The following is a 19975-nucleotide window of genomic DNA, read 5'->3' on the forward strand; positions in this document are numbered from 1 at the left end:
GAGAAGGGCCGATGACGGGCGAGCTGTGGCCCGTGCCCGACGTGCTGGCCCATCTGGCCGGGCGCTGGCGCGTGCGGCGCACGGTGCGGGACCTGGCGAGCGGGGACGAGGGGCACTTCGAGGGCACCACGGTCTTCAGCCCGCTGCCGGAGGGCGGCCTGCTGCACGAGGAGGCCGGCATGTTCACCTGGCAGGGCGTCACGCGGCCCGCCGAGCGGACCCTGCGCTTCCTGCGGGGGAGTTCACCGGGCAGGGCGGACGTACGCTTCGCCGACGGCCGCCCCTTCCACGGCCTGGACCTGACCACCGGGCACCATGTCGCCGGCCACCCCTGCGCGGCGGACCTCTACCGCGGCGAGTTCACCGTCCGCGACGCGGACCACTGGCGGTCGGTGTGGCGGGTGGGCGGACCCGCCAAGGACCTCGTGCTCACGACCGACTACGCGCGTGAGGGCTGAGCCGGGACCCCGTCGAAGCGGAGGTTCCAGCGGCCGGCGTGGCCCGTGACGGTGGTCGTCGACAGGGGGCGCACATCGATGTTCCAGTACGTCGACGGCGGCGCCTTCAGTGCGTAGACGAGGGCCGCGCGAATGACGGACGGCTCGGCGACGGCGACAATGCGGCCGCCGTCCTCGGCCGGCCTCGTGTCGAGCCAGCCCCCGACCCGGGAGACGAAGGCGAGGAGCGACTCACCGCCGTGCGGGGTGGCCCGCGGATCGCCCAGCCAGGTGTCCACGGCGGCCGGCTCGCGGGCCATCGCCTCGCCGAGCGTCAGCCCGCGCCAGCGGCCCATGTCGCAGTCCCGCAGGGCGAGCTGGACGAGGGGGGCGTAGCCGAGGGCGTCACCGGTGGCGCGACTGCGGGGCGTGGGCGAGCAGTAGCGCAGCTCGGCCGCCGCGAGCGGGATCAGGTCGTGGGCGACACGCTGCACCTCGTCCCAGCCGGCCTGGTCGAGCGGACGGTCGTCCTCGAAGCGTTCGGCGAGCAGCGGGGAGCTGCGCGCTGCGGCGACGAAAGTGACCCGTAGTTGCATGCGGCGATCGTCAGTCCGGAAAGTGCGCAGGTCAAGGGGTGTTACCAAGGAGTCACCCAGGGTGCCCGAAACCTTACTTCAGGGTCAGGACCTGGCGGGCAACTCACCCGAAACACCTCACCCACGCGTCACTCGGAGACGAGCGCCATCCACTGGTCGGGCCTCGCCAGCTCCCGGAAACCGAGCTTCTCGTACACCCCGTGGGCGTCGTGGGTGGCGAGCAGGATGCGGCGCAGCCCGTAGGGGCGCAGGTGGTCGCGGACGGCAGCGACCATCGCCGTACCGACCCCCGTGCCGCGCACGGACGGGTCGACGTACACGTCGCAGAGCCAGGCGAAGGTGGCCCGGTCGGTGATGATCCGCGCATACGCCACCTGATCCCCGGAAACCACGTCGTACACCCCGAAGTTCAGCGAGCCGGCCATCGCCGATTCATGCTTGTCCCGCGTCCGCCCGATCGCCCAGTACGCGTCGGTGGACAGCCACCGGTGCACGCGCTCGGTGTCGATGCGATCGGGGTCGGCGGAGATCTCGTAGCCGTCGGGGAGGCCGGGGGTGTCGGTCATGGCGGGAGACTCGCAGGTCGCGGAGCGGGGAGTCGACTGGTTTTCCTGGCTTCCTGGCTTCCCGGTTTCCGGTTTCCCGGTTTTCCCCGAGCCGGCCCGGCTCCGCCGCCCCGCGGCTAGAGCACTTCGTCGCAGGCGGTGCGCAGCCGCCGTACCCCCTCAGTGATCTCCTGTGTCCCCGCGACCGCCGCAAAGCTCAACCTCACGTGAGGTGCCGGGGATTCAGCGCTGAAGTACGGGCGGCCGGGCGTGAGGGCGACCCCCGCGCGCAGGGCCGCCGCCGTCAGGGCGGTTTCGTCCGTACCGTCGGGCAGACGCAGCCACAGGTGGTAGCCGCCGGACGGGATGTGCGGGAGGGAGAGTTCGGGGAGGCCGAGGCGCAGGGCCGCCGTCATCGTGTCGCGGCGGGTCTTCAACTCCGTGGAGATGGCCCGGAGATGGCGCGGCCAGGCGGGTGAGCCGACGAGTTCGAGGGCCGCCTCCTGGAGCGGCCGGGGGACGAAGAAGGTGTCGACGACCTGGATGGCGCGCAGCCGTTCCAGGACCGGGCCGTGGGCGGCCAGCGCGCTCACCCTGAAGCTGGGCGAGGTCGCCTTGGTGAGCGAGCAGACGTGGACGACGACTCCGTCGGGGTCGTCCGCCGCGAGGGGGCTCGGCAGCGGTCCCGCGTCCTCGTGCACGAGCCGGCGTACGAAGTCGTCCTCGACGACGAACGCGCCTGCCTCGCGGGCGATGCGGAGCACCTCGCCGCGGCGTTCGGGGGCGAGCACGGCGCCGGTCGGGTTCTGGAACAGGGGCTGGCAGACGAAGACGCGCGCGCCGGTCGCCCGGAACGCGTCGGCGAGCAGGGCCGGTTTGACGCCGTCCGCGTCCACCGGGACCGGGACGGGCCGCAGACCCGCCGCCCGTGCGATCGCCAGCATGCCCGGATACGTGGGCGATTCGACGAGCACCGGCGCTCCGGGCGGGGCGAGCGCGCGCAGGGCGGTGGTGAGAGCGGACTGGCCACCCGCGCTGATGAGCACCCCGGCGGCGGTGACCCCTCCCCCGATGCTGCGCGCGAACCACTCCCGCAGCTCCGGCAGCCCTTCCATCGGCGGCCGCCCCCAGGCGCCGGGACGCCGTCCCGCCCGGGACAGGGCCGCCGCCATGGCCCGCTCGGGCTGCAACGACGGGTGCAGATAGCCACCGTTGAACTCGACGACTCCGGGCGCGGGCGCGGCGAGCGACACGGTGACTCCGGACGCGTCGACGGAGCGCGGTACGAGGTCGGCGGCGCCGTCCGCGCTGAGGGCGACCTCCTGCCACGAGGTGTCCCCGACGGCAGCGGCCCTGCCCCGCGGCTGCGCGCGGAAGGCGCCGGCTCCCGGCCTGGTCACCACCAGGCCCTCGGCGGACAGCTGGGCCAGGGCACGCGAGACGGTCACCGGGCTGACCCGGAACCGCTCGACGAGAGACCGGCTCGACGGGAGCTTTCCACCCGGAGAGTAGCGGTCAAGTTCTCGTCGCAGCTGATTCGCCAGTTCGCCCACGCTGCTACGCTCTTGCATGACAGCACAGAATAGCGCTACTGCGCCCCAGCGGATAGCGGTCGCCACTCCGCCCGGGACGACAGGCGGCACCGGCACGCTCCAGGCCGCCCTCGGCGTCACCGCCTTCTCCCTCACCTTCCCCGCCACCGCCTGGGGTCTGGAGGGCTTCGGGCCCTGGTCCCTGGTGGCCGCGCGCAGTGTTCTGGCAGCCCTGATCGCGGGCACGTGCCTGCTGGCCCTGCGCGTTCCGCTGCCGGACCGGCGGCACGTGGCGGGACTCGCGGTCGTCGCCGCGGGTGTCGTCGTCGGCTTCCCGCTGCTCACCACACTCGCCCTGCAGACCTCGACCACCGCGCACGCGGCCGTCGTGGTGGGCCTGCTCCCGCTCACGACCGCACTGTTCTCCGCCCTGCGCATGGGCACCCGCCCCTCCCGCACCTTCTGGACGGCGGCCCTCGCGGGTGCGGCGGCGGTCGTCGCCTTCACGGTCCAGCAGAGCGGCGGCGCGCTGACGACCGCCGACCTGTATCTGTTCGCCGCGCTGCTGGTGTGCGCGGCCGGCTACACCGAGGGCGGCCGGCTCGCCCGGGTCATGCCGGGCTGGCAGGTCATCGGCTGGGCGCTGGTGCTGTGCCTGCCGCTGAGCGTGCCGGCCGCCGCGCTGGCGCTGTCGTACGAACCGGCGCAGTTGACCGCGCACAGCGTGGCCGGGCTGCTGTGGGTCGCGGTGGGCTCGCAGTTCCTCGGCCTGGTCGTCTGGTACCGGGGGATGGCGGCGATCGGCATCCCGAAGGCCAGCCAGTTGCAGTTGGCCCAGCCCCTGCTCACACTGGTGTGGTCGGTGCTGCTGCTGGGCGAGCACCTGACGGTGGCCGCGCCGCTGACGGCCGCGGCGGTACTCGTGTGCATCGCCGTCACCCAGCGGGCGCGAGGCTGAGCGGCGTGCACGCGCCGGTCCCAACCAAGGCCTCGCGCCGTAGACTCAAGGCCACGGACCGCTGCTCCCGCACTTGGTGAGGAGGCCCTACACATGCACGCAACCGTGGGCGACCAGCTCGTCCAGCACGGCAGGGTGGTCGGACAACAGGACAAGGTCGGCGAGATCGTCGAAGTACTGGGCCAGGGGGGCAACCCTCCGTTCCGCGTCCGCTTCGATGACGGGCATGTGGGCGTCTGCTCACCCGGCCCCGACACCGAGATCCGGCACAGGGAAAGGCAACAGTAGATCAGCGCGGGGGCCTCGCCGGCTGCCGGTAGTGGTCGGCGACGACCCGTGCCATCGCCCCGATGGGGTCCGCCGCCACGTCCTTGGCGGCGAAGAAGACGTGGCCCTTCACCTCCGGATACTGCGCGGCCAGCGTGAGATGCCGGGAGAGTTCGGCCGGGTCCTGCCAGGCCGCGGGCTGTGCCGGGTCGCCCGCCTTGTAGAGCGCCTCCCCCACGTACAACCGCGTCCCGGTGTTCCGCGCGACCTCCGCCCACCAGGGCAGCAGCTTGGCGTAGTCGGCGGCGGCGAAGCCCAGGTTCCAGTAGACCTGCGGCGCGAGGTAGTCGATCCAGTTCCTGCGCACCCACTTGCGTGTGTCCGCGTACAGGTCGTCGTACGTCTGCACGCCCGCCCGGGTGTCGGAGCCGAGCGGGTCGGTGGCGGCGTTGCGCCACACTCCGAACGGGCTGATGCCGAAGCGCGTGCCCGGCCGGGTGCGCCGGATGCAGGCGGCCGTTCCGCGCACCAGCTTGTCGATGTTGTCGCGGCGCCAGGCGGCCCGGTCCGGGAAGCCCGCGCCGTAGCGGGCGTAGGCCTCGTCGTCGTCGAAGGTCTGGCCGGCCACGGGATACGGATAGAAGTAGTCGTCGAAGTGCACGGCGTCCACGGGGTACTTCTTCACCGCGTCGAGGATCGCCCGCTGGACGAAGGCGCGGACCTCGGGCAGCCCCGGGTTGTAGTAGAGCTTTCCGCCGTACGCCACCGCCCAGTCCGGATGCCTGCGCGCGGGGTGCGAGGCGACCAGCTTCGTCAGGTCCGTGTGGACGGCGACGCGGTACGGGTTGAACCACGCGTGCAGCTCCAGGCCACGGGCGTGGGCCTCCTCGACCGCCGTCTCCAGGGGGTTCCAGCCGGGGTCCTTGCCCTGGGTCCCGGTGAGGTACTCCGACCAGGGCTCGTACGGCGAGGGCCACAGGGCGTCGGCCGTCGGACGCACCTGGAAGATCACGGTGTTGAGGCGGTTTCTGACCGCCACGTCGAGGTGGCCGATCAGCTCCCTGCGCTGCTCGGCCGCGGTCATGCCCGGCCGGGAGGGCCAGTCCCGGTTGGCCACGGTGGCCAGCCACACGCCCCGCATCCCGGTGATCGCGCGCCGGGTGCCCGGCACCGCGCTCGCGTCCGGCGCGGTCGCCAGAGTCGCCAGCGCGGCCAGCGCGAACGCCCTGCGTGACAGTCGCCCCATGGTGACAACACCCCCATACTGTGCGGATCCGCGCGGTCACGGATCGTCTCCGCCGCCCAGGATGCCCGTACCCGCACGATCGATCATCGATACTTGGGGGTAACGTGCACGATCGGAGCAGGCGCCGAACCAGCGGAGTCCTGCCGCACACCCGTAGACCAGCGAAGGGGACGATGTGACAGACATCGCGGCGGGAGACATCGCGCGCGTCGGAGTCGTGGGCTGCGGCCAGATGGGAGCCGGCATCGCCGAGGTGTGCGCCCGTTCCGGGCTGGACGTGAAGGTCGCCGAGACCACCGGTGAGGCCCTGGAGATCGGCCGCACCCGGCTGTTCAACTCCCTGTCCAAGGCGGCCGAGCGCGGCAAGATCAGCGCCGAGGAGCTCGACGCGACGCAGGCGCGGCTCAGCTTCACCACGGACCTCGGCGAGTTCGCCGACCGCGACCTGGTGATCGAGGCCGTCGTGGAGAACGAGCAGGTCAAGACCGAGATCTTCCAGGTGCTCGACCAGGTCGTGACCCGGCCCGACGCGATCCTCGCCTCCAACACCTCCTCCATTCCGCTGGTGAAGCTCGCGGTCGCCACCTCGCGGCCCGACCATGTCGTCGGCATCCACTTCTTCAACCCGGCCCCGGTGCAGCAGCTCGTCGAGCTGATCCCGGCGCTCACCACCTCCGAGGGCACGCTCGCCCGCGCCCAGCAGTTCGCGGAGAAGACGGTGGGCAAGCACGCCATCCGTGCCCAGGACCGCTCCGGCTTCGTGGTCAACGCGCTGCTGATCCCGTATCTCCTCTCCGCCATCCGGATGTTCGAGTCCGGCATCGCCAGCCGCGAGGACATCGACAACGGCATGGAGCTGGGCTGCGCCCACCCGATGGGCCCGCTGAAACTGTCCGACCTGATCGGCCTGGACACGGTCGCCTCGGTGGCCTACTCGATGTACGAGGAGTACAAGGAGCCGCTGTACGCCGCTCCCCCGCTGCTGCAGCGGATGGTCGACGCGGGCCGGCTCGGCCGGAAGACCGGCTCGGGCTTCTACAGCTACAGCTGACACCGACGCCACGACTGACTGAGCCCCGGCTGACACCGACGGCCGGTTGCACAGTGCCCGTTCCAGGGTGCTGACTACACAGTGCTACGAACGCGGGCCCGGCACCTTTGATGGTGCCGGGCCCGCGTCATTCACACACCGTGTGCGCGCCGGGCACGCATATGCCCCTCGCACACTCTCCCCACGTGTCCACCAGGCGAGTTGACTCACCATGCGCATGCAAGGGATGTGACGACTACGGAAAGGAGCGGACTTGTGACCGCCGACCCGGAGCATCCCGTGGTCCATGGGGAACTCGCAGAGTTACGCCGCCGCCTCGATGTCGCGTACGCGCGCGTCGAGGGAGGGCTGGCTCTGCTCAACCATCGCACTGAGGAGACGGACAAGGGACTCGACGACCTGAGCGCACGGATCGTCGCACTGGAGCACGCCCGGTGGCCGCTGCCCGCGGTCGCGGCACTGGCAGCCGTGGGCGCGCTCGTCGTGACGATATGGCAGACCCTGGGCCGCTGAGGGACGGGGGCGTGTGGGACTCTGCCCGTACGCGGCTCCGCCGCGTGGGCGCGACCGGCCACGACGGGGCCGCACAGGATCGACGGCCCGTCGTGGCCCGCCCGGCACAGCGCCTACGCGTCCTGCCCCAGCCTGAGGTGGTGCAGCAGAAGTAACGCGGCCGCCATGTTGGCGGCCGGCACCTCGCCGCGGGCGACCATGTCGGGGACGAGCTTGAGGGGGACCCACTCCCGGCGGTCCGACTCGAAGTCGTCCACGGGATGCCCGATGTACTCGCCCTCGTTGGTCCAGTAGATGTGGTGCCGTGCGTCGGTGAGGCCGTTGGACGGCTCCACGCTCATGAGGTGCTGCAGAGGTCCCGGCCGCCAGCCGGTCTCTTCCTCGAGTTCCCTGGCGGCCGCGACGGCGATGTCCTCACCGTCCTCGACCACACCCGCGGCGAGTTCCCACCCCCAGCTGTCGGTGATGAAGCGGTGGCGCCACAACAAGAGGACTTCGTTGGCCTCGTTGACCACCGTTGCCACGGCCACCGGCCGCAGCCGTATCAGAAAGTGGTCGAGATGCCGGCCGTCCGGCAGCTCGACATCCGCCAGGTTGACGCTGAACCAGCGGTTTGAGTACACAGTTTGTTCGCTCTGTTTCGTCCACTGCACGGTTCTGCCACCTTCCATCGAGTAAGTGGCAATATCGCAGCAGGGACTGCGGAGCGGCGGTGCTCAGGAACCCGTCTACAGCGGCACGCGCAGTGCTCCGTCGATCAGTTCGGCGGCCTCGGAGGTGCCCGCGCAGCCGCTGCGCACCAGATGGTCGCGTACCGCCCGGAGTCTGTCGCGCAGCCGCTGGGACTCCATTCCCCGGGCCTGTTCGGCCATCTGCACGGCCGTGGCCACGGCTTTGTCGGCATTGCCCTGGCGCAGTTCGATCGTGCTGAGCATGGCGAGCCGGTGCACCCGGCCGCGGTCGTGCGCCGGATTGTCGACGGCGGCGGCGGCGTGCTCCCCCGCCGCCACGAGTTCGCCGAGGCTGAGCAGGGCCTCCGCCACCTGGACGTTGACCAACCCCGGCTGGACATAGCCGGTTTCGTCGGGTTCGTATCCACGCCGGATGCGTTCGGCGGCCTGCTCCGCCCGCCGGATGCAGGACAGCGCGGTCGTACCGTCGCCCAGGTGCGCGTACGCCTTCGCCTGCATCGCGTACAGGTCGCAGGCGAGCGCCGGCGTGATGTGCCTGCCGGCGGCCCGCAGCGCGGCCTCCGCGAAGGCGACGGCCTGCCGGTACTCCCGCATGAACAGGGCCTGGTTGACCAGCAGGGCGATCACATACGCGCCCAGACCCCGGTCCCCGCTGGCCTTCGCCAGCCTGAGGGCCTGGTGGAAGTAGCGCTGGGCGAGCCCGTGCGCGTCGGAGTCGTAGGCGCAGATGCCGGCGATCGCCACCAACCCGCCCGTCGCCCGGTGCAGTTGACGGCCGGTGGCGTCGGTGTAGCTGCCGCGCAGTAGCGGGGCGGCCTCGGCGTTGAGAAAACCGACGATCCTGGCGCGGGTCGCTATACCGCCGGCCTTGCGGTACATCTGCTCGTAGTGGGTGCGGGCGGCGCGCAGCATCTCGAGGTCGCTCGCGGTGACCCGGTGCCGGCCGCCGCGCGAGACGTCCACGTCCTCGGGCGGATTCTCCCATTCCCACACGGGCATGACGGCGGGCGTGCCGGTGACCGCGGGCGCGCCCAGGATGTGCGGGCGCTGCTGCTCGTCGGAGCGCCACAGGGCGGTGGCACGCTCGACGAAGCCGGAGAGGGTGGTGCCGTGCGGGGTGGACGGCTCGCCCGGCACGCCGAGGCCGATGTCGTCCAGCGTGACCGGCCGGTGCAGACGGCCCGCGAGCACCTCACAGATCAGGTCGGGCACCTGACCGCGCGGCCGCTGCCCCTTCAACCATCGTGCCACGGCGGTGTGTTCGTACCGGAGCGCGAGGCCGCGCGCCCGCCCCGCCTGATTGACGTGTGCTGCCAGCCCCGCATGCGAGATCCCCGCCTCGTCCAGGATCGCGTCGAGCAGAGTGTTGGGCTGCATGGGTGCCCCCCGGGTGGCTCGGTGCCGTCAGAGTAGTGCGAACGCCTTCACACGGGGTGCGAACGGAGTGCTCGAATCCGCAGCGTGCGCGCGCTGTCGCGGAGAGTTTCCAGCCGGTTGACTGAAATGCCTCGCAAGAGGCCGGCCGGGCCGCCGGCTCCCCCTCGTACAGTGCGGCGGCCCGCTTCCGCGCCGTCCGCCCGGCTGCCTGCCCGACACTCCGTGGCGGGGCGGACGGCGCGCCGCGCAGGCACCATCCATGAGGCCCCGCCCAGACCACGCGGGAGCGCCGGGCGCACCGCGGGGGAGCGTGGCGATTCGCGGCCTCGACGTCACGTGAGGCGGTGCGCCCGGTGTCCGACCGACTCACCCGGTGCGCGTACGGCATGACGCCGGTCGTTGCGCAGCACGAGCAGCGCCACATCGTCGGCGGGCCGCCCCCCTGCGTGCCGCAGCAGCCCGGCGAGGACGGCGCGCAGCAACGACTGCGGTGAGACCGGCCCGGCGGCGACGGCCTCGGTGAGCGCGGCGGCCAGCGGAAAGAACCGGCCACGACCGTCACGGGCGTCCTCGACACCGTCGGTGTGCAGGAAGAGCCCCTCGCCGGGCAGGAGTTGACCGCAGCGGACGGCGGGCAGCTCTGCGGGCAACGGGAACGGCCCGAGCGGGGGCAGCGGTTCGGCCCGGGTCAGCGGTTCGGCCCGGTCCGGCCCCAGCAGATACGGCCAGGGATGCCCGCAGTTGAGGACGTGTACCCCACCGTCCGTTCCGATCTCCAGCAGCAGTACGGTGACGAACTCCTCGGAGACCGGGCACTCCGGCTCGGGCCCGGCCGAGGGATGCCCGGCGCGGGCCCGCTCCCGCAGATGCCGGGCCAGTGCCCGCTCCAACCGCCGCAGCACACAGCCCAGTTCGGCCTCGTCGTGCGCGGCTTCGCGGAAGCTGCCGAGTACGGCGGCGACCGTACTGATGGCGGCGAGCCCGTGCCCACGTACATCGCCCATCACGATCCTCACGCCGTGCTCGGTGGCGATGACCTCGTACAGATCGCCGCCGATGGCCGCACCGCGGTCCGCGGACAGCTGGGCGGCGGCGACGTTCAGCCCGTCGATCCACGGCGGCAGCGGCCGCAGCAGCACACTCTGTGCGGCACCCGCGACCTGCCGGACCTCCCTGAGCTCGCGCACCAGCGCATGCCGGACGTTCAGGACCAGCCCGGTCCCCACAGCGAAGAAGACGGCACTGGTGACGATGCGCGCGCCCAGCCCGTTCTGCTGGGCGGGCGGACAGGCCAGTTTGTACGAGATCGCCGTGGCGCCCCACGCGATGGGCAGCCCCAGCGCCGGCAAGCGCCTGCGGAAGACCCCAGCCCTGCTGCGAATCATGCCGATGGCCCCCCATACAGGCCCCGAAAGCACAGAATCGGACCGGCCTCGAAAGGCCGGTCCGATTCTGTCGACCCGCATGGCCGTAATGGGCCAGATCACCCGGACTTGTCACCCAAATGAGTGACCATCCACAGGCCACCCGCATTTATGCAGGTAGAGCACCTGTGCTCTCAAGGGCGCGGGGTGCGCCCCCGAAGGGGCGCGGGCTGTGGTGCAGCCACGACAGACCCGCGGCCGCCAACCCACCGCGGTCCCTCACCTCTTGGGCGCACTAACCCCGAAGCACCGCACCCGTCCGCTCGCCCGCGAGGGCAACCGCCGCATCCCGGGCGGCAGATGCCTCATCCACGGTCAGCGTCCGATCCGACGCACGGAACCGCAGCGCATACGCCAGGGACTTCCGCCCCTCACCGAGCTGCTCGTCGTTCTCGTACACGTCGAACAGCCGGATGCCCTCAAGGAGCGCACCCGCGCCCTCACGCAGCGCCGCCTCGACATCCGAGTGCGGCACGAACGTGTCGACGACCAGCGCGACATCCTGCGTGGCCACCGGGAAGGTGGAGATGCTCGGTGCCTGCGGAGTGTCGTTACCGACCTGCTCCAGCACGTCCAGGTCGATCTCCATCGCGCTGGTGCGCTCGGGCAGCGCGAGGGCCTTGACCACACGCGGGTGCAGCTCACCCGCGTGGCCGACCACCCTCTCCGTGCCATCCACGACGACCGCGAACTCGGCGCAGCGGCCGGGGTGCCAGGGCCCGTACTGCCCCTTGCGGACGATCAGCTCGGCGCCGGCTTCCCGCGCGACGATCCGCCCGGCCTCGACCGCGTCGGCCCAGTCCGCCGGCCGGCCCCTGCCCCACCAGCCGGCCTGTTCGCGGGCGCCCGCGAGGACGACGGCGACATGGCGCGGCTGCTCGGGCAGCACTGCGTCCAGTTCGGCGATCTCCTCGTCGGTGGGACGCCGGTCGACGGGCAGGGCGGCGGCGGTCCTCTGCCCGTCGCGCGGCAGGAAGACCAGCCCGGTCTCGAAGAGCGCCAGGTCGTGCGAGCCCCGGCCGTTGTTGCGGCGCAGCGCACCGAACAGGCCCGGCAGCAGCGAGGTGCGGAGCGCGGGCTCCTCGTCGTTCAGCGGGTTGGTCAGCTTCACCACGCGGCGCGCCGGGTCGTCGGCCCCGATCAGCAGCTGGTCGAAGACCTGCTCGCCGATGAAGGGGTAGTTCGGCGCCTCGACGTAACCGCCACCGGACAGCGCCCGGCCGACGCGGCGGTGCAGCCGCTGACGGTGGGTCAGTCCGCGGCCCGAGGGGAGCTTGGGCAGCGTGGAGGGAAGGTTCTCGTAGCCCTCCAGGCGGATGACTTCTTCGGCCAGGTCGTTGACCTCCAGGAGGTCGGGCCGCCAGGACGGGACGGTGACGATCAGCTCGTCCTGCCCGTACACGTCGCAGCCGATCTCCTGCAGCCGCCGTACGACGATCTCGCGGCCGTAGTCGACGCCCGCCACCTTGTCCGGGTGGTCGGCCGGAATGGTGATGGTGTGCGGTGCGGACGGCGCGATGACCTCGGTCACGCCGGCCTCGGCGCTGCCGCCCGCGAGGAGCACCAGCAGGTCGACCGTGCGCTGGGCAGCGGCGGACGCGGCCTGCGGGTCGACGCCGCGCTCGAACCGGCGGGAGGCCTCGGAGGAGAGCCGGTGCCGACGGGCGGTGCGGGCGATGGAGATCGCGTTGAAGTGCGCGGCCTCGATCACCACGTCGCTTGTCGCGTTCGCCCCGTTCTCGGTGGCATCGTGGTCGGCGATCTCGGTGTTGGCGCCGCCCATGACGCCCGCGAGCCCGATCGGGCCGCGGTCGTCGGTGATCACCAGGTCCTCGGTGTCGAGCTTGCGCTCGACGCCGTCCAGGGTGACGAGCTTCTCGCCCGCCTCCGCCCGGCGCACGCCGATCGTGCCCTGGACCAGGGATCGGTCGTAGGCGTGCAGCGGCTGGCCGAGCTCCATCATCACGTAGTTGGTGACGTCGACGGCGAGCGAGATCGGGCGCATGCCGACCTTCTGCAGCCGGCGCCGGAGCCAGATCGGGGAGCGCGCCTCGGGGCTGAGGCCGGTCACCGTGCGGGCGGTGAAGCGGTCGCAGCCGGCGGGCTCGGAGACCTGGACCGGGTAGCCGTAGGCGTTCGGGCCGGGTACGTCGAGCAGCGCCGGGTCGCGCAGCGGCAGGCCGTAGGCGATGGCGGTCTCGCGGGCGACGCCGCGGATGGACAGGCAGTCGCCGCGGTTGGCGGTGACGGCGATGTCCAGGACCTCGTCGACCAGTTCGAGGAGCTCGATGGCGTCCTTGCCGACCTCGATCTCGGGCGGCAGCACGATGATGCCGTGGCTGCCGTCGTCGCCCATGCCCAGCTCGTCGCCGGAGCAGATCATGCCGTGGGACGTCTTGCCGTACGTCTTGCGAGCGGAGATCGAGAAGCCGCCCGGCAGCGTGGCGCCGGGCAGGACCACGACGACCTTGTCGCCGACGGCGAAGTTGCGGGCGCCGCAGACGATCTCCTGGGGCTCACCCGTGCCGTTGGCCCGGCCGACGTCGACGGTGCAGAAGCGGATCGGCTTCTTGAAGCCCTCCAGCTCCTCGATCGTCAGTACCCGGCCGACGACGAGGGGGCCTTTGAGGTCGGCGCCGAGGTGCTCGACGGTCTCGACCTCGAGCCCGGCCGAGACGAGCTTCTCCTGGACGTCGCGGCCGGTTTCCGTCGCCGGCAGGTCGACGTACTCCCGCAGCCAAGAAAGCGGGACCCGCATCAGATCTCCATCCCGAACGGCCGGGTGAACCGGACGTCACCCTCGACCATGTCTCGCATGTCCTCGACGTTGTGGCGGAACATCAGCATCCGCTCGATGCCGAACCCGAAGGCGAAGCCGCTGTACTTCTCCGGGTCGACGCCGCAGGCGGTCAGCACCCGCGGGTTGACCATGCCGCAGCCGCCGAGCTCGATCCAGCCCTCGCTGGAGCAGGTGCGGCAGGGCCGGTCGGGGTTGCCGACGGACTCGCCGCGGCAGACGTAACACACCATGTCCATCTCGGCGGACGGCTCGGTGAAGGGGAAGAAGTTCGGCCGCAGCCGGGTCTTCATGCCCTCGCCGAACAGCGACTGGACCATGTGGTCCAGGGTGCCCTTGAGGTCGGCCATGGTCAGGCCCTCGTCCACGGCGAGCAGTTCGACCTGGTGGAAGACGGGCGTGTGCGTGGCGTCCAGCTCGTCGGTGCGGTACACACGGCCGGGGCAGATCACGTAGACCGGCAGCTCACGGCTGAGCAGTGAGCGGATCTGGACCGGTGAGGTGTGGGTGCGCAGCACGACACCGGACTCGGTGCCGCCCTGCGGGCCCTCGACGAAGAAGGTGTCGTGCTCGCCGCGGGCCGGGTGGTCCGGGCCGATGTTCAGGGCGTCGAAGTTGAACCACTCGGCCTCCAGCTCGGGGCCCTCGGCGACCTCGTAGCCCATGGCGACGAAGACGTCCTCGATGCGCTCCGAGAGCGTGGTCAGCGGGTGGCGGGCGCCGGGCGGCACGCGGTCGTAGGGCAGCGTGACGTCCACCGCCTCCTCGACCAGCACGCGCGTGTCGCGCTCGGCCTCCAGCTCCGTCTGGCGGGCGGCGAGGGCCTTGTTGACGGCGCCACGTGCCTGGCCGACCAGCTTGCCGGCGGCGGCCTTGGCGTGCGGGGGCAGGGCGCCGATCTCGCGGTTGGCGAGGGCCAGCGGTGAGGTGCCCCCGGTGTGGGCGACCTTGGCCTCCTGGAGCGCGTCGAGGGAGTCCGCGGCGACGAAGGCGGCGAGCGCCTCGTCCCGCATGCGCTCGATCTCTTCCGGTTTCAACGCCTCGACCTCGACAGGGTCGTACGACTTATTCGGTGCCGACATCTCTTCCCGTGCTTCCGATTGGCTGGCTGAAGGTCCCCGTCACCGACTCACGCAGAGGTCAGAGGGCCGTCCATGGGACACAAAGGTGCCAAAGGCCGAGTCTAACGGGGTGGAGGTGTACGAATGCGCCCGTGGGCCGCTAGGCGAGATACGCCGGGGCTGCCACGGGCAACGTAAATCGGAACTCGGCGCCGCCCTGGGGGGCGCGGCCGACCGCGATGGTGCCGCCGTGGGCTTCGACGATGCCCTTGACGATGTACAGCCCGAGGCCCGTGCCGCCGCGCTTGCTGCCCCGCCAGAAGCGGGTGAAGACGCGGTTCATGGACTCCTCCGGGATGCCGGGCCCCTCGTCGCTCACCGTGACCGACGTGGCTGGGCTTTCATGGCCTTCCCCCTCGCGGGGGGACGCCGTGGCCGTGACATCGATGGTGACGGTTCCCTCGCCGTGGCGCACGGCATTTTCCAGCAGGTTGCTGAGCACCTGGTCGACCTTGTCGGGGTCGGCCCACAGGTCGGGCAGGGGTTGCTCGATGCGCAGCAGGAACCGGTCGGCGGGCTGCCCGGCGGCGACGTACGCCTGGATGTGCCGTCCGACGGCCGCGCCCATGTCGACGGGCTGACGCCTGACCTCCAGCCGCCCGCTGTCGATCCGCGAGATGTCGAGCAGCTCGGCGATGAGCCGGGTGACGCGGTCGGCGTCGGCGTCGACGGTCTCCAGCATGAGCCGCTTCTGGTCGTCGGTGAAGCGCTCCCACTTGGCGAGGAGGGTGGCGGTGAAGCCCTTCACGGAGGTGAGGGGCGAGCGCAGTTCGTGGGCGACCGTGGCTATCAGCTCGGCGTGGCTGCGCTCGGTGCGGCGGCGGGCCTCGGTGTCGCGCAGGGAGACGACGAGGCGGCGGACGGGCCCGGTGGGTTCACCACGGACGTACCGGGCCGATACGAGGACCTCCCGACCGCCCGGGAGCAGAAGGTTCCGCTCGGGCTGGCGGACCCGGGTGGCGAGACCGCCGTAGGGGTCGGTCAGCTGCCACCAGCGGCGCCCCTCCAGGTCCTCTAACGGCAGCGCCTTCTCCAGCCGCTGTCCGAGTGCCTCCTCGGCGGGGACGGCGGTGATGCGCTCGGCGGCGGCGTTGAAGCAGATGACGTGGCCGTGTTCGTCGGCGACGACGAGGCCGTCGGGCAGTTCGTCGGGGTCGATGCCGAGTTCGGCGAGGTCGCCGTGCCGGGGCGCGGGCGTACGTCGCGCGTCCCCTGCCCGCAGTGCCTTTCCCGCACCGCTCGTGCCGACACCCATCCCCGTACCCCACCTCTCAGACGGCGCAGGTGGCCCCCGAGCTGGTCACCCTACTAGCTCTCGGTGACGGAGCGGCACCCTCCGGAGGCGCGCTGTGCACGGGCCGACGCATAGAGACATACGGCGGCCGCGGTGGCAAGGTTCAGGCTTTCGGCTTTCCCGTGGATCGGGACGCGCACCACGGCGTCCGCGAGTGCGCGGGTCTCCTCCGGGAGCCCCCACGCCTCGTTCCCGAACACCCAGGCGGTCGGCCCGCCCATGCTGCCCTTGTCCAGCTCGTCGTCGAGGTCGTCGGTCCCGGCGCCGTCCGCGGCGAGGATCCTGACGCCGGCGCCCCTGAGCCCCGCGACCGCCTCCGCCACGGGGATGCCCACGGCGACGGGGAGGTGGAACAGGGAGCCCACGGAGGCCCGTACGGCCTTGGGGTTGTACAGGTCCACGGAGGCGTCGGTCAGGACCACGGCCTCGGCCCCGGCGGCATCGGCGCACCGCAGGACGGTGCCGGCGTTCCCGGGGTCCCGGACGTTCGCGAGCACGGCGACGAGCCGGGGCCGGGCGGCGAGGATCTCCGCGAAGGGCGTGTCCAGGAACCGGCAGATCCCCACCAGCCCCTGCGGGGTGACGGTGGTGGAGATGCCGGCGATCACGTCGTCTTCGGCGAGGTGAATACGGACCCCGGCGTCCCGGGCCTCCCCCACGATGTCGGCGTACCGCTCCGCGGCCTCGACGGTGGCGAACAGTTCGACCAGCGCGTCCCCGTACGCGGCGGCTTCCCGCACGGCCTGCGGTCCCTCGACGAGGAACAGCCGCTCCTTCCCCCGGAAGTTCCGCCTGGCGAGCCGCCGGGCGGCCGAGACGCGAGGGGAACGGGGGGAGATCAGCTCGGGGGTGGCGGGAGGCATGGTGCTCACTTTCGGGAACTTCTCACGGACACAGCAGAACCCGCAGGCTTGCTTCCGCAGCCTGCGGGTCCTCCGTCACGTCGGCCTAGAACCGGCGCAGCGTCACGCGGCCTTCGGCGCGTTGACGTCGGCCGGCAGCGCCTTCTGGGCGACCTCGACCAGCGCGGCGAACGCGGTGGCGTCGTTCACGGCCAGCTCGGCCAGGATCTTGCGGTCGACCTCGATGTTCGCGGCGTTCAGACCCTGGATGAAGCGGTTGTACGTGATGCCGTTGGCGCGGGCAGCGGCGTTGATGCGCTGGATCCACAGCCGACGGAAGTCACCCTTGCGCTTCTTGCGGTCGTTGTAGTTGTAGACCAGCGAGTGGGTGACCTGCTCCTTGGCCTTGCGGTACAGACGCGAACGCTGACCGCGGTAGCCGGAGGCCGCCTCGAGGATCGCCCGGCGCTTCTTGTGGGCGTTGACTGCCCGCTTGACGCGTGCCACTTGTTTGACTCCTTGTAGCGGGGCCGTGGTTGGACTCACACGGCCCGGAAACGATTGGGTCCCGGTCCAGACGTACGGCGCTCGGCGATCGAATGATCAGGCGCCGCTCATGTCACTTGCCGAGAAGCTTCTTGATCTTCTTGGCGTCGCCCGGGGCCATCTCGGCGTTGCCGGTGAGGCGGCGCGTCAGGGTCGACGGCTTGTGCTCGAGGTAGTGGCGCTTGCCGGCGCGCTCACGGAGCACCTTGCCGGAGCCGGTGATCTTGAAGCGCTTGCTGGCACCGCTGTGCGACTTGTTCTTCGGCATAGCGCCGTTCTCTCCTCGTCAGTGGCGCTCCGGTGCCCGGTCGTCAAACCGGGCACGGTGGAGCGTCGCTCTTGTTTCGGTTACGTCCTGAGGACTGCTGTCCCCCGGGATCACGCCTCGGCGGAAGCCTCGGCAGGAGCCTCGGTCTCCACGGCGTCCTCGGCGGAGGCCTCGTCGTGCTCGGACTCCTCGGCGTGCTCGGACTCCGCGGCGTTCTGCGACTTGCCGGGGTTGGCCTTCGCGTCCGCCTTGCGGGCTTCCTGCGCCTGACGGGCCTCGGCCATCGCCTCGGTCTTCTTCTTGTGCGGACCGAGAACCATGATCATGTTTCGGCCGTCCTGCTTCGGGTTCGACTCGATGAACCCGAGGTCCTGAACGTCCTCCGCGAGACGCTGCAGCAGTCGGTAGCCGAGCTCCGGCCGGGACTGCTCGCGACCACGGAACATGATCGTGATCTTGACCTTGTCGCCCTGCTTGAGGAACCGGACGACGTGACCCTTTTTGGTGTCATAGTCGTGCGGGTCGATCTTCGGCCGGAGCTTCATCTCCTTGATGACCGTGTGCGCCTGGTTCTTGCGCGCCTCACGGGCCTTCATGGCCGACTCGTACTTGAACTTCCCGTAGTCCATGAGCTTGCACACAGGCGGACGGGCGGTTGCCGCCACCTCGACCAGGTCCAGGTCGTACTCCTGCGCAAGCTCCAGTGCCTTGGCCAGGGGGACGATGCCCACCTGCTCGCCACTGGGACCGACAAGTCGCACCTCTGGAACGCGAATCCGGTCGTTGATGCGGGGCTCGGCGCTGATGGATCCTCCTCGGTTAGCACCACACGGCGGTCTGGCGGACAGCCGCGTTTTGTCTCTTTTCGACAGACCTAACCGCGCCGAGGCACAAAAAATGCCCCGGACGACGATCACAGGCGGGGCTCCAAAGCACTACCGGAGCACCGCCGCGATGAGTCGCGGGGCGCGCTTTCGGGCGACTCCATCGTCCGTACGGAACGATGGTGGCCGCCTGACCGGGGTGACCCGCCGTCCCGGAGGACGGTCAGGTGGGAGATCGGAGCCTCCACTTGCGGGCCGGTCACGCGATCTTGCTCAGGACGTGTCCGGCCGGTCGTCACACAAGGTTAGCAGCTGCCCGGGGGTGGTGCGAACCGTCGTGCACCGGGGCCTACGCTGTGGGGCATGAGTGACACCCCTCCTGAGTCCCCCACCGACTTCGACGCCATGACCCGCGACATCGCCGAGGTCCCCGCCGTCGAGGTGATCGTGACCGTCGCGGTGAACCTGATGAGCGCCGCCGCGGTCAAGCTCGGTCTGACCGAGGAGGGCGACAAGTACAAGGACCTGGACGAGGCGCGCAAGCTGGTGACCGCCCTGGCCGGGCTGCTCGACGCGAGCGCGACCGAGATCAGCTCGTTCCACGCGGCGCCGCTGCGCGACGGCCTGAAGTCGTTGCAGCTGGCCTTCCGCGAGGTGTCCCTCGTCCCGGACGAGCCGGGCCAGGGCCCGGGCGAGAAGTACACCGGCCCGGTCTACGGCTAGTCCGCCGGCGTCACGACGGATCCGTCAGCGTACGTACAAGGGCTCGCCCGGTGGCGTCGCCCCGGCCGGCAGCAGTGCCAGGTCGAGGCCGCGCACCAGGCGGGCCCTCAGTGTTTCGTCGGCGGCGAGGCGTTCGGCGACGGCGCGGGCGGCCTCGGCGGGTGCCGTCGTCCGGTCGAGTACGAGGGCGAGGGTGCCGTCGGCCTGGCCGGGCCCGAGGTGGGCGCGCACCACGGCGGGTTCGGCGGCGACCGCGGCCCGCACGGCTTCCTGCACGGCGGGATCGGCGAGGGGGTCGGTCGTCGTACGGCCCTCGGCGAGGGCCAGCAGCGCGGGCCCGGTCAGCTCGAACGGCACCGGCCCCGACAGGTCCAGCACCACCGTGTCCGCCTTCTCGTGCGCGGCGGCCTGCAGCGCCTGGTGCAGGGGTACGGCGACGGGCCGGGCCGCCGGGTCCCAGCGGGCCAGCGAGTCCGTGGAGGTGAAGGCCGGCAGGGCGGTGCGGGATCCGGCCTTGAGGGTCGGTACGGCCATGTCGCTGGTCTTCTCGCGGCGCAGCCCGCCCTCCCGTCTCCCACCACCACCCTTCCGAGGAGCTTCGCGCCCCTCCTCACCGTCCTCCTCGACCTCGCCGAGGACGGCCACGACCGGGACGAGCAGCCGGGCGCCCTTGAGGGCCTCCAGGACGGGGCCCACGGCCGTGCGGTCCTCGGCCCAGGCGGTGAGCGCGGCGCTCAGCCGGGGGTCGGCGGTGCCGTCGTCGTCGGAGTAGCCGGAGTCGGGAATGTTCTTGTTCGCCACGGTCACCGACCCTATCGGGCGGATATCGGCAGGATGCTGCTGGGCTTGTGCGGCCCCGGAAACCGGTGGTTCACAGCCTTCACTGCTTTCTCAGCATCTCCTGACACACATCTAACTTCCG

20 protein-coding genes and 1 pseudogene are annotated in these 19975 nt (G+C 71.2%); 6 read left to right on the top strand and 15 right to left on the bottom strand.

The genetic code is table 11. The features are described 5' to 3' along the window. The first annotated feature begins 11 nt into the window (after positions 1-11). The gene (locus OOK07_RS07730; protein WP_266795654.1) at positions 12-458 is read left to right on the top strand and encodes a DUF6314 family protein; all 447 of its coding nucleotides are present in this window, start codon (positions 12-14) and stop codon (positions 456-458) included. Here OOK07_RS07730 and OOK07_RS07735 read toward each other — a convergent pair. The 3 genes from OOK07_RS07735 to OOK07_RS07745 all read right to left on the bottom strand — a co-directional run bounded on the left by OOK07_RS07735 (position 440) and on the right by OOK07_RS07745 (position 3149). Further along, positions 440-1033 (bottom strand): histidine phosphatase family protein, encoded by a 594-nt coding sequence (locus OOK07_RS07735; protein ID WP_266678178.1) that lies wholly within the window; start codon positions 1031-1033, stop codon positions 440-442. The genes OOK07_RS07730 and OOK07_RS07735 overlap by 19 nt on opposite strands. A gap of 128 nt (positions 1034-1161) precedes the next feature. After that, entirely contained in the window at positions 1162-1599 is a 438-nt protein-coding gene (locus OOK07_RS07740; RefSeq protein WP_266678180.1) for a GNAT family N-acetyltransferase, read from the bottom strand. Positions 1600-1715: 116 nt separating this feature from the next. Further along, positions 1716-3149 (bottom strand): aminotransferase-like domain-containing protein, encoded by a 1434-nt coding sequence (locus tag OOK07_RS07745; RefSeq protein ID WP_266795655.1) that lies wholly within the window; start codon positions 3147-3149, stop codon positions 1716-1718. On the opposite strand from OOK07_RS07745, the gene OOK07_RS07750 reads away from it, so the two are divergent. Continuing rightward, complete coding sequence (locus OOK07_RS07750; RefSeq protein ID WP_266795656.1) at positions 3148-4068, top strand: DMT family transporter; 921 nt, start codon at positions 3148-3150, stop codon at positions 4066-4068. The genes OOK07_RS07745 and OOK07_RS07750 overlap by 2 nt on opposite strands. A gap of 93 nt (positions 4069-4161) precedes the next feature. Continuing rightward, positions 4162-4356: a DUF1918 domain-containing protein gene (locus tag OOK07_RS07755; RefSeq protein ID WP_266678186.1), complete on the top strand. Its 195-nt coding sequence runs from the start codon at positions 4162-4164 to the stop codon at positions 4354-4356. Position 4357: 1 nt separating this feature from the next. On the opposite strand, the gene OOK07_RS07760 is transcribed toward OOK07_RS07755, so the two are convergent. Beyond that, complete coding sequence (locus OOK07_RS07760) at positions 4358-5581, bottom strand: glycoside hydrolase family 10-like protein (RefSeq protein ID WP_266678188.1); 1224 nt, start codon at positions 5579-5581, stop codon at positions 4358-4360. Between the two features lie 175 nt (positions 5582-5756). Here OOK07_RS07760 and OOK07_RS07765 point away from each other — a divergent pair, with 175 nt between their 5' ends. Together OOK07_RS07765 and OOK07_RS07770 are read left to right on the top strand one after the other, a co-directional pair. Further along, positions 5757-6632, top strand: a complete 876-nt coding sequence (locus OOK07_RS07765; RefSeq protein WP_266678190.1) for a 3-hydroxybutyryl-CoA dehydrogenase — start codon at positions 5757-5759, stop codon at positions 6630-6632. Positions 6633-6887: 255 nt separating this feature from the next. Beyond that, positions 6888-7145, top strand: coding sequence for a hypothetical protein (locus tag OOK07_RS07770; protein WP_266678191.1), 258 nt, complete (start codon positions 6888-6890; stop codon positions 7143-7145). Between the two features lie 113 nt (positions 7146-7258). Here the strand turns inward: OOK07_RS07770 and OOK07_RS07775 are convergent, their stop codons facing one another. From OOK07_RS07775 to infC, 10 genes and pseudogenes are all read right to left on the bottom strand, one after another. Next, positions 7259-7798, bottom strand: a complete 540-nt coding sequence (locus OOK07_RS07775; protein ID WP_266795658.1) for an NUDIX hydrolase — start codon at positions 7796-7798, stop codon at positions 7259-7261. A gap of 75 nt (positions 7799-7873) precedes the next feature. Further along, positions 7874-9214: an NsdA family TPR-like regulatory protein gene (locus OOK07_RS07780; RefSeq protein ID WP_266678193.1), complete on the bottom strand. Its 1341-nt coding sequence runs from the start codon at positions 9212-9214 to the stop codon at positions 7874-7876. A gap of 332 nt (positions 9215-9546) precedes the next feature. Then, the gene (locus OOK07_RS07785; protein WP_266795660.1) at positions 9547-10599 is read right to left on the bottom strand and encodes a PP2C family protein-serine/threonine phosphatase; all 1053 of its coding nucleotides are present in this window, start codon (positions 10597-10599) and stop codon (positions 9547-9549) included. Positions 10600-10873: 274 nt separating this feature from the next. Next, entirely contained in the window at positions 10874-13396 is a 2523-nt protein-coding gene (gene pheT / locus OOK07_RS07790) for a phenylalanine--tRNA ligase subunit beta (protein ID WP_266795662.1), read from the bottom strand. Continuing rightward, on the bottom strand, positions 13396-14517 hold the full coding sequence (gene pheS / locus OOK07_RS07795; protein ID WP_266795664.1) for a phenylalanine--tRNA ligase subunit alpha: 1122 nt from the start codon (positions 14515-14517) through the stop codon (positions 13396-13398). The genes pheT and pheS overlap by 1 nt, the downstream gene beginning before the upstream one ends. 139 nt (positions 14518-14656) lie before the next feature. Next, complete coding sequence (locus tag OOK07_RS07800) at positions 14657-15811, bottom strand: sensor histidine kinase (RefSeq protein WP_266795666.1); 1155 nt, start codon at positions 15809-15811, stop codon at positions 14657-14659. Between the two features lie 53 nt (positions 15812-15864). Further along, positions 15865-16713 (bottom strand): TrmH family RNA methyltransferase, encoded by an 849-nt coding sequence (locus OOK07_RS07805; protein ID WP_266801912.1) that lies wholly within the window; start codon positions 16711-16713, stop codon positions 15865-15867. Positions 16714-16815: 102 nt separating this feature from the next. Continuing rightward, complete coding sequence (gene rplT / locus OOK07_RS07810; protein ID WP_020132316.1) at positions 16816-17199, bottom strand: 50S ribosomal protein L20; 384 nt, start codon at positions 17197-17199, stop codon at positions 16816-16818. Positions 17200-17311: 112 nt separating this feature from the next. Beyond that, positions 17312-17506, bottom strand: a complete 195-nt coding sequence (gene rpmI, locus OOK07_RS07815; RefSeq protein WP_234762671.1) for a 50S ribosomal protein L35 — start codon at positions 17504-17506, stop codon at positions 17312-17314. A 110-nt stretch (positions 17507-17616) separates the two neighbouring features. Further along, positions 17617-18337 (bottom strand): annotated as a pseudogene (infC, locus tag OOK07_RS07820) (translation initiation factor IF-3). Between the two features lie 356 nt (positions 18338-18693). Here infC and OOK07_RS07825 point away from each other — a divergent pair. Continuing rightward, on the top strand, positions 18694-19053 hold the full coding sequence (locus tag OOK07_RS07825; RefSeq protein WP_266678206.1) for a DUF1844 domain-containing protein: 360 nt from the start codon (positions 18694-18696) through the stop codon (positions 19051-19053). Positions 19054-19077: 24 nt separating this feature from the next. On the opposite strand, the gene OOK07_RS07830 is transcribed toward OOK07_RS07825, so the two are convergent. Beyond that, positions 19078-19854, bottom strand: coding sequence for an SseB family protein (locus OOK07_RS07830; RefSeq protein WP_266795668.1), 777 nt, complete (start codon positions 19852-19854; stop codon positions 19078-19080). Positions 19855-19975: the final 121 nt, after the last annotated feature.

Source organism: Streptomyces sp. NBC_00078, assembly GCF_026343335.1.
Taxonomy (GTDB): Bacteria; Actinomycetota; Actinomycetes; order Streptomycetales; family Streptomycetaceae; genus Streptomyces.